This window comes from Brevundimonas sp. GW821-FHT10E09 (assembly GCF_058809375.1).
Genome location: NZ_JBXASO010000002.1, coordinates 193,455 through 206,406, shown reverse-complemented (window position 1 = coordinate 206,406; position 12,952 = coordinate 193,455). Strand labels below are relative to the sequence as shown.

At 67.0% G+C, this 12,952-nt stretch carries 9 protein-coding genes and 1 tRNA gene; 6 read left to right on the top strand and 4 right to left on the bottom strand.

Annotated elements, in window-relative coordinates:
* Nucleotides 1-63 precede the first annotated feature (63 nt).
* Complete coding sequence (locus AC1RSI_RS02995) at nucleotides 64-504, top strand: DUF350 domain-containing protein (RefSeq protein WP_008263805.1); 441 nt, start codon at nucleotides 64-66, stop codon at nucleotides 502-504.
* Between the two features lie 15 nt (nucleotides 505-519).
* Complete coding sequence (locus AC1RSI_RS02990; RefSeq protein ID WP_008264237.1) at nucleotides 520-1,350, top strand: S1 family peptidase; 831 nt, start codon at nucleotides 520-522, stop codon at nucleotides 1,348-1,350.
* A 64-nt stretch (nucleotides 1,351-1,414) separates the two neighbouring features.
* On the opposite strand, the gene AC1RSI_RS02985 is transcribed toward AC1RSI_RS02990, so the two are convergent.
* Nucleotides 1,415-4,264, bottom strand: coding sequence for a M16 family metallopeptidase (locus tag AC1RSI_RS02985; RefSeq protein WP_492322612.1), 2,850 nt, complete (start codon nucleotides 4,262-4,264; stop codon nucleotides 1,415-1,417).
* Nucleotides 4,265-4,345: 81 nt separating this feature from the next.
* Nucleotides 4,346-5,215, bottom strand: coding sequence for an isoaspartyl peptidase/L-asparaginase family protein (locus tag AC1RSI_RS02980; protein ID WP_008261662.1), 870 nt, complete (start codon nucleotides 5,213-5,215; stop codon nucleotides 4,346-4,348).
* 144 nt (nucleotides 5,216-5,359) lie between these two features.
* Between AC1RSI_RS02980 and AC1RSI_RS02975 the strand changes: the two genes are divergently transcribed.
* On the top strand, nucleotides 5,360-6,361 hold the full coding sequence (locus AC1RSI_RS02975; protein ID WP_035307540.1) for an NADPH:quinone oxidoreductase family protein: 1,002 nt from the start codon (nucleotides 5,360-5,362) through the stop codon (nucleotides 6,359-6,361).
* Between the two features lie 157 nt (nucleotides 6,362-6,518).
* On the opposite strand, the gene AC1RSI_RS02970 is transcribed toward AC1RSI_RS02975, so the two are convergent.
* Nucleotides 6,519-6,908: a YkvA family protein gene (locus tag AC1RSI_RS02970; protein ID WP_008258645.1), complete on the bottom strand. Its 390-nt coding sequence runs from the start codon at nucleotides 6,906-6,908 to the stop codon at nucleotides 6,519-6,521.
* 55 nt (nucleotides 6,909-6,963) lie between these two features.
* Between AC1RSI_RS02970 and AC1RSI_RS02965 the strand changes: the two genes are divergently transcribed.
* Complete coding sequence (locus tag AC1RSI_RS02965; RefSeq protein ID WP_040349825.1) at nucleotides 6,964-7,746, top strand: SDR family NAD(P)-dependent oxidoreductase; 783 nt, start codon at nucleotides 6,964-6,966, stop codon at nucleotides 7,744-7,746.
* 219 nt (nucleotides 7,747-7,965) lie between these two features.
* Nucleotides 7,966-8,040, top strand: a tRNA-Gly gene (locus AC1RSI_RS02960).
* 428 nt (nucleotides 8,041-8,468) lie between these two features.
* Here AC1RSI_RS02960 and AC1RSI_RS02955 read toward each other — a convergent pair.
* Entirely contained in the window at nucleotides 8,469-9,746 is a 1,278-nt protein-coding gene (locus AC1RSI_RS02955) for an ATP-grasp domain-containing protein (protein ID WP_248120141.1), read from the bottom strand.
* A 501-nt stretch (nucleotides 9,747-10,247) separates the two neighbouring features.
* Between AC1RSI_RS02955 and AC1RSI_RS02950 the strand changes: the two genes are divergently transcribed.
* Entirely contained in the window at nucleotides 10,248-12,935 is a 2,688-nt protein-coding gene (locus AC1RSI_RS02950) for a TonB-dependent receptor domain-containing protein (protein WP_248120143.1), read from the top strand.
* The last annotated feature ends 17 nt before the right edge of the window (nucleotides 12,936-12,952 follow it).

The window sequence follows — 12,952 nt, the reverse complement described above, 5'->3', positions numbered from 1 at the left end:
GTCACAAGGTGTTGCTTCGCCGCGCTTGCGGATTGGGGCGGCAATCGGGCAAGGCGTGTGGATATGGACCCATCACTGTCCGACGTTCTGTCCAGCGCCGAGGTGCAGGCTTTCGCCTCGGGCTTTCCGGTCATGGTCATGCACCTGGCCGTCACCCTGCTGCTGCTCGCAGCGGGGGCGGCGATCTACGCCATGCTGACGCCGTGGAAGGAGATCGCCCTGATCCGCGAGGGCAATCCGGCCGCCGCCGTGGCCTTCGCCGGGATATTGGTTGGTCTGGCCATTCCGCTGGCGGTGTCCCTGTCGGTCTCGACCTCGGTTCGGGACATCACCATCTGGGGGGTGGCGACCCTGGTGCTGCAACTGCTGGCCTTCCGGGTCGTGGACCTGATGCTGCACGGCCTGCCGCAGCGGATCAAGGACGGCGAGGTCTCGGCCGCCGTGGTCCTGGTGGGGGCCAAGCTCGCCACGGCCGTGATCCTGTCCGCCGCCCTGACCGGCTGATCGGCGGGCTGACCCATGCAATTCCCCCGCCTGCCGGACTGGGCCATCTACAGCGCGGTCGCGGGCGTGCTGCTGGCCGTGTCGCTGGGCCGGCGCGAGAACGCCGACGCTCCGCCCGCGCCGCCGCCGCCGGACGAGATCGAGGGCGCCCTGCTGGGACCCGTCACCCCCTTCGATGCGGCCGTCACCCTGGACGCGCCGGACACGCCGTTCAGGCCCCGCTCCGGCACCGCCTTTTCCATCGCCGGGCGCGGCCGCTGGATCACCGCCCGCCATGTGGTCGAGGGCTGTCGTCGCCCGGCCCTGGTGATCGGCGGCGGCCGGGCCGTGGCCGCCGACGTGCGCCTGGCGCCCCGCGCCGACGTGGCGCTGCTCATTACCGACGGCGGCCCGCCCGCCCTGCCGGTCGCCGCCCAGACGCCGCTGCGCAAGGGCCAGCGCGCCTTTCATCCCGGCTTCCCCCAAGGGCGGGCCGGCGAGGTGACCTCGCGCCTGCTGGGTCGCGAGACCCTGAAGGTGTTCGGGCGCGGCGCCCGTGACGAGCCGGTCCTGGCCTGGGCCGAGGTCGGACGCACCGACGGACTGGAGGGCACCCTGTCGGGTCTGTCGGGCGCGCCGGTGATGGATGGACGCGGCCGCGTCCTGGGGGTCACTATCGCCGAGGCCCCGCGCCGGGGGCGAATCTACACCACGGCGCCGGAATCCTTCGCTCCCGCCATTCGCGGCGAACAGCGCGCGGACGAGGTGGCGCTGGGCGAGCCGGTGACCATCGACAACTATGGCCGGGTGGCGGATGCCCTGCGGCGGGACCTGCGCGTGGCGCAGGTGGTGTGTCTGTCGGTTTGAGGCGGGCCGTTAACCCGTCATCCTCGGGACAAGCCCGAGGATGACGGGGTCTAGATGGCCGCCTTTATTTCAGCGCGCCGCTGTTCAGGTTCAGGTCCCCGGCCTCGATGACCTCCAGGTTCGGGTGTTTGGCGCGCAGGGCGTCGAGGAACAGCGAACCGTCGCCGACGATCACCAGGCTGGCGCGATTGACCGGCAGGTGGTCGGCGAAGGCGGCCTGGACCTGTTCCGGCGTCACGGCGCGGACGCGGCCGGCGTAGTCGGCCAGATCGCTCATCGGCAGGTCGTACAGGGCCAGGTTGGCGACCAGGGCGCCCAGGCCGTCGACCGTCTCCAGCGAGCGGCCGAAGCCGCCGATCAGGGTGGCCCGGCGCGGGGCCAGGTCGGTCTGGGTCGGGGTTTCGGCGCCCAGTTTGGCGATCTCGGCCAGGATCAGGTCGGCGACCTCGTCGGCGGTCTCGTTCTTGGTCTGGGCTGAGGCGGTGAAGAGACCCGCGTCGGCGCGGACGCCCAGCGAGGATCCGGCGCCGTAGGACAGGCCGCGCTTGATGCGGATTTCCTGGTTCAGCCGCGACGAGAAGCCGCCGCCCAGCAGGGTGTTGCCCACCGTCAGCGGGAAATAGTCGGCGTCGGTGCGCGACACGCCGCGGATGGCGGCGGTGACGGCGGCCTGACCGGCGCCCGGCTGGTTCACCACCACGATGCGCGGGGCCAGGGCCTGACCTGCGGGATTGGCGGCGCCGGCGGGCGCCGTCCCGGCCGGGCGCCAGTCGCCGAACGCCTGTTGCGCCAGGGCGCGGGCGGCGGCGGGGGTGATGTCGCCCGAGAAGACCAGGGTGGCGTCCGACGGCCGATAGCGGGCGGCGTGGAAGGCGGCGACGTCGGCGGGGGTGATGGCCGGCACCGTCTGTGGCGTGAGCGTCGCGCCATAGGGGGCGTCGCCATAGATGACGCGGCCCACGGTCATGCTGGCGATGGAGCTCGGCTGGCTGAGCGCGACGCGCAGGCCGTCCAGGGCCTGGGCCTGCTGACGCTCAAGCTCCTCGGCGGCGAAGACCGGGTTCTTCACCAGATCGGCCATCAGGGCGACCGTCGCCGGGAAGGCGTTGGCCGGGGCGTTGGCGTAGACATTGGTGAAGTCCACGCCGGCGCCGGCGCCGACCGAGGCGCCCAGTTGTTCGATCTGGGTCGCGATCTCGGGCGCCGTCCTGGTCTTGGTGCCCTGGGTCAGCAGGGCGGCGGTCATGGCGGCGATCCCGGCCTTGCCCGCCGGATCGTCGGCCGAGCCGGCGTCGAAGCTGAGACGGGCCGACACCAGCGGCAGGCCGTCGGTCGGGGCGACCAGGACGCGCAGGCCGTTGTCGAGACGGAAGTCGGCGACGCTGGGCGTGACCGGGGCCACTTCGGCGCCGGGCTGCGGCAGGGGCGTGCGCTGGGCCTCGGGCAGCAGGACGGCGGGGGTTCCGGCCGGCGCCAGGTCGGCGACCTTGACCGGGGCGTCGACGTTCATCTTCTGAACCGAGGGCGGGTTCTGCTCGTCGGCGGCCAGGTAGCGGATCGTCGCCTGGCGCTGCGGCGTCAGATATTTGCGCGCCACGCGCTGGATGTCGGCGACCGTGACGGCCTGGATCTGGGCGATCTCGCGGTCGGCGGCCGCGGCGTCTCCGGTGTTGATCAGGGCGAAACCCAGCGCCGTGGCGCGGTCGTCCACCGTCTCGCGGCTGCGCAGGGCGTCGGCGACGATCTCGTTCTTGGCCTCGGTCAGTTCGGCGGCGGTGACGGGGGCGTCGCGCAGCTTGGCGATCTCGGCGTTCAGGGCGGCCACGCCCTCTTCGGCCGTATGGCCCTGGGCCATGATGGCCAGGGCGGTCAGATTGCCGGCCTGTTGGGCGAAGTCGGGGGTCGAGCCGATCTGGGCGGCGATCTGCTGATCATAGACCAGCGACCGGTACAGGCGGCTCGACTCGCCGGTGGACAGGATGCCGTCCAGCACGGTCAGGGCGGCGCGATCGGCGTCGGCGTACTTGACCGTCGGCCAGCCGACGACAGCGGTGGGCAGGGGCACGTTGGGCGCATAATAGGTGGCGTCGCGCGGGCCGGTCGGCTCGGGCTCGACGACATTATTGGCCGGCAGCGGCGTGGTCGGGTTCTTCAGCGGGGCGAAATACTGGTCGATCCAGCGGTCCAACTGGGCCTGGTCGAAATTGCCCGCCACGATCAGATAGGCGTTGTCGGGCCGGTAATAGGTGGCGTGGAAGCGCAGCACGTCGTCCAGGGACGAGGCCTCGAGCTCCTCGATCGAGCCGATGCCGGCGCGGCGATAGGGGCTCTCCTGATACAGGGTCTCGGGCACGAACAGGCCGAACAGCCGGCCGTAGGGATTGGCCAGAATGCGCTGGCGGTATTCCTCCTTCACCACGTCGCGCTCGGCGACGAAGGTCGGCTCGTCCACGACCAGGGAGCCCATCCGCTCGGCCTCGGCGAACAGCATCCGCTGCAGGTGGTTGGCGGGGACGGTCTCGAAATAGGCGGTGGTGTCGTCGGCGGTGAAGGCGTTGTTCGACCCGCCCACGTCCTCGGTCAGCCGGTCGAAGGTCTCGGGCGGCAGGTTCTTCGTCGCCTTGAACATCAGGTGTTCGAACAGGTGGGCGAAGCCCGAGCGGCCGGCGGGATCGTCCTTGGACCCCACCTTGTACCAGACCTGGACCGTCACGTTCGAGGTGTCGGCGTCGCGCGCCGTATAGACCTCAAGCCCGTTCGGCAGCACGCGCTTGGCGAAGCCAAGCGGCGGCACGACCACGCCCTGGGCGGCTTGGACAGCGGCGGGCGCGGGGGCCGGGGCGGCGAAGGCGGGGGCGGCCAGCCCCAGCAGCAGGGCCGAGGCGGCGACGGTAAGGGACAGGCGGAATTTCATGCGGCTCTCCAAGGCCCGGAACGCCGGGCGGCTGGACCGTATCAGCGATTGCCCGCAACGCACCTTACAGAGCTGTAATCTTCAGCGTCCGAACACCTCGACGCCGATATCGCCGGCGGACGTCAGCCAGGCGCGCTTCATGCCCTGGCTGTTGAAAGGGCAGGCGATGTTTCCGGCGGCGTCGAGGGCGATCATTCCGCCGTCGCCCCCCATCCCGCCGATCTCGTCGATCACGGCCTGGGTGGCGGCGGCCAGGGTCTGGCCGGCGGCGACGCGCCAGGCGACCTGGGCGGCGGCGGCGACGCGGATGAAATATTCGCCCTGGCCGGTGCAGGAGGTCGCGGCGTGGCCGTCGGCCCAGGTTCCGGCGGCGGGGATGGGGGTGTCGCCGACGCGGCCCGGCATCTTGCCGAAGACCCCGGCGGTCGAGGTGGCGGCGGCGAGGCGGCCCCGGCTGTCCAGCACGCAGGCGCCGACCGTGCCGTGGCTTAGGGTTCCGGGCGGATGATTGTCCTCGCCCTGGCCGGCGCCGGTGTACCAGGCGGCCTCGTCGACGATGGGCTCCAGCCCCTGATCGTGCGCGAACAGGGCCGCGCCCTCGCCGACCAGCATGACGTGGGGCGTGCGGTCCATGACGGCGCGGGCGGCGACGACGGGGTTGCGGAAGCCTTGCAGGGCGGCGACCGACCCGGCGCGCTTGGTCGATCCGTCCATCAGGCTGGCGTCCAGCTCATAGGCGCCGGCCAGATTGGGAGAGGCGCCCTTGCCGGCGACATAGAGGCCGGAATCCTCGAGCATGGTCACGGCCGCCACGGCGACGTCCAGGGCGCTGTCGCCCACGTCCAGCCGCGCCTTCATGGCCTCGACCACCTGGCGCATGTGCGCGACCTCGGCGTCATAGTTGCGTTCGCGCCGGGCGCCGGCGCCGCCATGGAGGATGAGGGCGGTCATGTCGTCTTCCTGAGCCTGTTTCTGTCGCCTCTTTCAATCGGGCGTGGCGCTCTTTAGCGTTGGGATGAAGGCCGCGCCATGTCGGCTTGTCCAATAAACCAACGGCCTCAAGTCGTGCGAAGCGCGCTAGGCCAAGGAGGAATAATGCGCGCTGTCTTGTCCAAGGCTCCTGGCGGTCCCGAAACCCTGGTGGTGGAAGACGTGCTCGATCCCACGCCCAAGGCGGGCGAGGTGGTGATCGAGGTCAAGGCCGTGGGGATCAACTATCCCGACACGCTGATCATCGAGGACAAATACCAGTTCCGTCCCGAACGGCCGTTCTCGCCCGGCGCCGAGGTCGCTGGCGTGGTCGAGGCGGTGGGCGAGGGCGTCAAGGGCGTGGCCAAGGGCGACCGGGTCATCGCCGTGCCCGGCTGGGGCGGGCTGGTGGAGCGGCTGGCGGTGCGGGTCGAGACGGTCATTCCCATTCCAGAGGCCATGAGCTTCGAAGAGGCGGCGGCCCTGATCATGACCTATGGCACCAGCTATTATGCGCTCAAGGACCGGGCGCAGCTGAAGGCCGGAGAGACCCTGCTGGTGTTGGGGGCGGCCGGGGGCGTGGGCGCCGCCGCGGTCGAACTGGGCAAGGCCATGGGGGCGCGGGTCGTGGCCGCCGCCTCGACCAATGACAAGGTCCAGTTCGCTTTGGACCTGGGGGCCGACAACGGCCTGATCTATCCAACCGGGCCGATGGACAGGGCGGCGCAGAAGGAACTGTCGGGCGAGTTCAAACTGGCGACGGGGCGAGACGGGGCCGACGTGGTCTATGACGCGGTGGGCGGCGACTACGCCGATCCGGCGCTGCGGGCCATGGACTGGAACGGGCGCTATCTGGTGGTCGGCTTCCCGGCGGGAATCCCGTCCCTGCCGCTGAACCTGACCCTGCTGAAGTCGGTGTCTGTGATCGGGGTCTTCTGGGGCGCGGCCGTGGCGCGTGATCCGAAGGGGCACGCCGCCAACATGACCGAGCTGATGCAGATGTACGCCGAAGGCAAGATCCGGCCGCGCGTGTCGCAGACCTTCCCGCTGGAGAAGGCCGGGGAGGCGATCAAGGCGCTGGGCGACCGTCAGGCTCTGGGCAAGATCGTTGTGACGGTGGGGGATTGAGCCACCTTCTCCCCTTGCGGGAAAAGGTGGCCCGAAGGGCCGGATGAGGGGTTTGTGCGAAACGGCGAGGCCGGCGCGACCCTTCGCCCGACCGCGCCAGGACGACGGCTGCGCCGCCGTGCGCGGTCTCCTCTCCCGCAAGGGGAGAGGGGTTGGACTATTTCCCCTTCAGCCGCTGAACCGCGTCCTCGGCCTGGTCGCGGTGGCGGCGTTTGATGTTGGCGCCCAGGGTGGCGATTAGGGCGGCGATCACGGCCGCGTCGTCGGTATAGCCGATGCCGGCGAACAGGTCGGGGATCGCGTCGATCGGCATGATGAAATAGGCCAGGCCGGCGAAGATCATGCCCTTGGCCGGCAAGGGCGTCGCCGGGTCGCGCGCGGCGTACCAGGCGGCCAGGGCCTGATCTGCGAAGGGGATGCGGGCGGCCGTGCGCTGGATCTTGGGCCAGAAGCCCTTGGCGATGCGCACCTCGTTGACCTTGACGACAGAGGGCACGAGGGCCTTTCGCGGGTCCAGGGCGTCGACGGGTTTGGCTTTGGCGCTCATGGCCGCTAAATCCTCAAACGAAACTCAGGTTCAGTACAACATAGGAATGACCGGGATGAAACTCGACAGCACCATTTCCGCCGTGGTCACGGGCGGCGCCTCGGGTCTGGGCGAAGGCACGGCGCGCGCCATCGCCGCCACCGGGGCCAAGGTCGCCCTGTTCGACCTGAACGCCGAGAAGGGCGAGGCCATCGCGGCCGAGATCGGCGGCGTCTTCTGCCAAGTGGACGTCACCGACGACGCCTCGGTCGCCGCCGCCTTCGCCAAGGCCCGCGCCGCCCACGGCCAGGAGCGGCTGACCGTCAACTGCGCCGGCATCGCCACCGGAATGAAGACCGTCTCGCGCAAGAAGGACACCGGCGAGATCAAGGCCCACGACATGGCCCAGTTCGAACGCACCGTGCGGGTCAATCTGTTCGGCACCTTCCGCGTCCTGTCGCAGTCGGCGGCGGGCATGGTGACGCTGGAGCCGATGGCGGACGGCGAGCGCGGCCTGATCGTCAATACGGCGTCGGTGGCGGCCCAGGACGGCCAGATCGGCCAGGCGGCCTATTCGGCGTCCAAGGGCGGGGTCTACGCCATGACCCTGCCGATCGCGCGGGATCTGGCCCAGGAAGGGGTGCGCTGCAACACCATCCTGCCCGGCATCATGTGGACGCCGATGATGGCCGGGATGGACCAGAAGATCCAGGACGCCCTGGCCGCCGCCATCCCCTTCCCCAGCCGCCTGGGCACGCCCGCCGACTACGCCTCCCTGGTGCTGGAGCTGGCGCGCAACGTCTATATCAACGGCGAGTGCATCCGCCTGGACGGGGCTATCAGACTGGCGCCGCGCTGAGGCGCGGGGGGCGCTACGCTCGCGACGCGTTCCCGCCTTCGCGGGAATGACGAAGCTCGCTGCTTGAGCGCCAAGGGCGTGTGGGGTGCTGAAACGGTCCGAGAAATTGGGCTCAAGCAGCACGAAGTGCGATAGCCCAAAAAAAGGGGTTGCGGCCTGCCGCAACCCTCCGCTATACGCCCCCTCCTCGACGGGGAGCGCACCTAGCTCCTACGGAGTGCGGGCGTAGCTCAGTGGTAGAGCACAACCTTGCCAAGGTTGGGGTCGAGAGTTCGAATCTCTTCGCCCGCTCCAGTCGAGATAGCTAAGGCTATCAAGAGGTTAGGCAGAGGCGGTCCTTCGGGATCGCCTCCCTCCTTTTTCCCTGCCGCTACCACACCGCTACCAAATGCCCCTTGGTTTCCCGTGTCTGCCTGCTTGGGCCGGAGTGGATTGCAGTGAAATCGGGTGAAGCGCCCTGAAAAAGCATGCCGTCTCGTTTGTCGAACTCGAGCCTCGCCTCGCGTGAAGGCGCGGCACTGTTGCCTCCCTGGTGGGGCTGCTGCGTTCCTGCCTAGACCGTCGCGGGGTGCGATCAGATCCGATGGCCGTCACCAACTTCGCCTTGCGCTCGGGTTGAAATGGCTGCTCTCGGCACCCTGCCCTGAGCTCTGACGCTCGCGCTACTTTGGGCCAGCGCGAGATTCGATGACTGAAGTACCCTGATCCCGAAGAGCTTGGGCCTAAACGACGAAGAGCGGAGCAAAGCCGCCGCCCGGGGTTCTGAAATTTGTGGTCTGGCCCTGATAGAGACGCGCCGCGTTCGCCAAGGCTGCGCCCTCGTAGGTATAGAGCCGGACGTCCAGCTTCAGGGATTGAATTTCGCCGTCGACCTTGACCAGACGTTCACTGGGCTTGGCGAGTTCCTGGGCGATGTAGCCGCCGAGCTGGATGTCCGCCCATACCCGCCTTGTGATCTTGTCGCCCCGATAAACGGCTTTCCCGCCATGACCTCCGGCCGGCTTAAAGAAATGCCGGTTGCGTTCCGCCCAGAGTTCCTCCGCGTTTTCGGCTGTCACCAGGCGTGTCCGCGGGATCGCCGAAAGGCTGCGCTGGTGGTGGGTCGCGAGCCCCCAACCGGCGACCATGACCGCGTCCGACAACAGGCTGAGATTCCGCTTGTCGGCGAACAGAGCGTGATTGCGGGGGTTAGGGGTCAGCACGACGGCGTCGTCGAGATAGGCCTGGCGCAAGGCTTCGTGCCCGGCGGCGTCGAGGGCGAAATCCACCAGGCGGTTGTAGACAAGATCCACAACTTGGCCGTCATGCTCCAAGCGACCCTCGCGCATGCGGAGTTCGGAGGGATCAACGATCCAGGCCTTCACACCGTGCCGCTCTAGGACACCCTGCGCCAGCAGAAACTCCGGGAACAGAAACTGATCCTTGGGGGCGTCATCAACGATAGCGACCGTGCGCGGCTGTCCGGACCGTCCCTGCAGAGACCATTCGTGCAGGAACATTCGCCAGGCAGCGGTTTCAAACGCGACGGACGGGCTGGAGCCCGTGGCTTCACGGGCCTCCCGGCAGCATGCGCCCTGGGCGCGAGCGAACAAGGCGTTCAGGAATGCGCCCCCGGCGTTCGTATTCACCTCGATAAGTTTGGGGCCGTCCCCGCCCAAGTGAAAATCATAGCCCATGAAAACTCCGCGCGGGCCGAAGTCCGGGCGAGCGATCGCCGGCGCCCAGCGCAGAACCCCGTCTTGATACGCCGGGATCGTCGCTGCGGCTTCGATGGCGGCGACGACGTCGAGCATTGCCCTGAGGTCGACCGCCGATATGAAGACGGGTCCGCCCGAGAACAGGTTGGGCGTCGAAGCGAGAAGCGCACCGACGAGCTCCGCATTGTCGGCTTCCGCGCTGACGGCCGCCATCAAGCTGGTCTGGTCCAGGGTGACGCAGAAACAATCCCTGTTGAGCCTAGCGACACGGTCGCCTTCGTCCAGGTCTCCGATTTCACTCATCAGGGTGCTGTGGCCCTCTGACGTGAGAAAGCAAGGCTTAGCCCGAGACGGTGGCCTCAAGATAGGCGTTCTGCGAATTTGAACCGCCCTTCCGTGAGAGTGATCCGGAACCTCGCCGGTGCGCTAAAATTGCCCTTGATAAAAATGATCGCGACAGCCGACTTTTTTGGAGGGGCCGGGCGTCGCCCTGCGTAAAGCTATGTTCAACGCCAACGTCTTGAGCTCTGTGGCTTTTGCGCTGCACCATCGCTTTTGCGAACAAGTTTGGCCACGCCTTGAAAAAGCCACGTCCAACCCTTGGTTCCGATAAGGCGGGAGTTTTATTGCGCATTATCGTCTTTCCGAGCAATTATTTTATCGTATTTGCTTCCTTTTAGCAAGGCGAAGAGAACTTCTGACCTCTTAATATGTCTATACATGTCTTGACTCGACGTAGTGAGGGTCGGAGCTTTGTCCGCACAGGGACGGCTATCGGGAGCTGAACCGGCAAGGGGAACCACGATGAACCGTATGAGAAAGAGGCTTTTGTTCGCAGGTGCGGTCATCACCTCGACCCTGGGTGCTGCGGCCGCCTCGGCCCAGGATGCGACCACCAATATCGATGAAGTCGTCGTGACAGGGACCCGCATTAAACGGGCGGACATCAGCGGCGTCGGCCCCGCCACGGTGATCACCGAAGAGCAGATCGCCAACACCGGGATCACGAATCTCGAGAACCTACTGCAGCGCTTGCCGGCCTCTGCAGGCAACGCCGGGGGGCAGACCAACGCCTATTGGACCGGCAACGGCTACGGCACCGCACAGGTTAATCTCCGCGGCCTCGGCATCAACCGAACTCTGACGCTCATCAACGGCCGTCGCGTGGTCAATGGGGGTACCGGCGCCAACAGCGCACCCGACCTGAATATGATCCCCACCGCGATCATTCAGCGTATCGACGTCCTAAAGGACGGTGCCTCGGCGATCTACGGCGCCGACGCGGTCGCAGGCGTGGTCAACATTATCACAGCCAACGACTTCGAAGGCCTCAAGCTCTCCGGCAAGTACGGCATCACAGACGAGGGCGATGGCCAAGACTACACTCTAGACCTGCTCTGGGGAATCCACAGCGACCGGGGTCGGGTCGTCGCCGGCCTGTCTTATCAGCAAACCGAAGCGGTCAATCTGGCTGATCGCGCCGCTTGCGGACTCGGCGAAGTTGGCGGTCAGCTGGTCTGCGTATCGAGCGCCTCGACGATCGGCGGGCGGGCCGTATTGCCAAACGGTCAGCAGATCAACTTCAACCAGACGCCGGGCGGAAACGGGAATTTCTACGAGCCGTATGACGCCGCCAAGCACAACTTCAACTCCAACTCTTATCTGAACGCGGTCTCCCCGATCGAACGGTTCAGCACGGCCTTCCTTGCCGACTACCGGTTGACCGACAACGTCACCCTGTTCGGAGAAGCCTTCTTCACCCATCGCAAGAGTAATCAGGTGGCCTCGCCCGGAACGCTGCGAAACCTGGCCATCCCCGCCACGAACCCGACGAATCCGACGGGTCAGAACATCACGCTCATCCAGCGCCGACTTCTGGAACCCGGCCCGCGCCAGTTCTTCCAGGAGACGGACACCTATCGTTTCGTAGGAGGCGCGCGGGGCGACTTCATGGGCGACTGGAGCTGGGAAGTCGCCGCCAACTGGGGACGTAGCACCGGTGTCGACGGCAGCACCAACGTCGCCAACCTGGAGAGGGTTCGCAACACGCTCAACACGGCGGTTTGCAGTTCCGCCGCCGGCGCGGCCATTCCCTGCGGCGACTACCTCGGCTTCGGAGACATCAGTCCCCAGGTCCTCAACTATATCCTGTTCACCTCTCGCGACACCGGCGGCAACGAGCAGCGCAGCGTCACCGCCGACGTGACCGGCACGGTGCTGCAGCTTCCCGCCGGCCCTCTCGCCATGGCCGCAGGCCTCGTCTACCGTGAGGAGGAAGGCTACCGGAATCCGGATGCGCTGACGGTGCTCGGCATCGCCAACACCAACCAGCAGTCGCCCATTGCGGGCAGCGTCACCGCCAAGGAAGCCTATCTGGAGCTGTCCGCACCTCTGCTAGCGGACTTGCCCTTCATCCAAGCGCTCGATCTGGACGCCGCCGTTCGCTATTCGGACTACAACCTGTTCGGCGACAACACGACCTACAAGCTGGGTCTCAACTGGACGGTCATCAACGACCTTCGGTTGCGGGCGACCTTCGGCACGGGCTTCCGTATCCCGAGCGTTCCGGAACTGTTCGGCGGTGTCGCCGAGGGCAATCTGACGACGACCGATCCGTGCAGCCGCTATTCCACCAGCGCCAACGCCACCCTGGTCGCCAACTGTCGAGCTTCCGGCGTGCCGGCGAACTATGTGCAACTGGGCAACTCTATTCTGACGACGGTGGGAGGCAACTCCGCTCTTCAACCGGAATCGACCGAAACCCTCACGCTCGGCCTGGTCTGGCAACCCTCGCAGCTGTCAGGCCTGTCGATGACCGTCGACTATTTCGACATAAAGATCACCGATGCGATCCGCTCCATCCCGGGGTCGACCCGCCTGGCGGTCTGCTACGCCTCGGTCGGACTGAGCCATCCATTCTGCGGCCCGACGAACTTCACTCGCAGCACCCTAACGGGCGAGGTCAACTATCTGTCGGCTCAACCCTCCAACGCGGGTGAGGAACAGATGACGGGCGTCGATATCGGGTTGCGCTACGCCTTTGACCTCTGGGACCGTCAGGTCAGCCTCGACTGGAACACAACCTATCTCGACGAGTACACGATCACGCCGTTCCAGGGCGGGGCCCCCATCGAATTCGCCGGCCATATCGGCGGTGGCAACGGCGGCTATCCGCACTGGCGTTCGCTGGCCAGCGTCTCGGTGACAGACGCGCGTTGGACGGGCGCCTATTCGGTGCAGATGATCGGGGAAGCGACCGACTTCAACGCCGCACCGACGGACATCGGCTACACCTCGCCGAATGTCTTCTATCACAATGCGCAGTTCGCCTATCGCCTGGGAGAAAGCGCCGATATCGCCTTCGGCGTCGATAACCTGTTCGACAAGAAGGCTCCGTTCATCAAGAGCTGGACAGACGGCAACACCGACACGATGACCTATGATCTCCTGGGTCGCCGCGGCTATGTCCGTCTGACCTACCGCTTCAACTAAGTCTTGTGCCCGCCGGG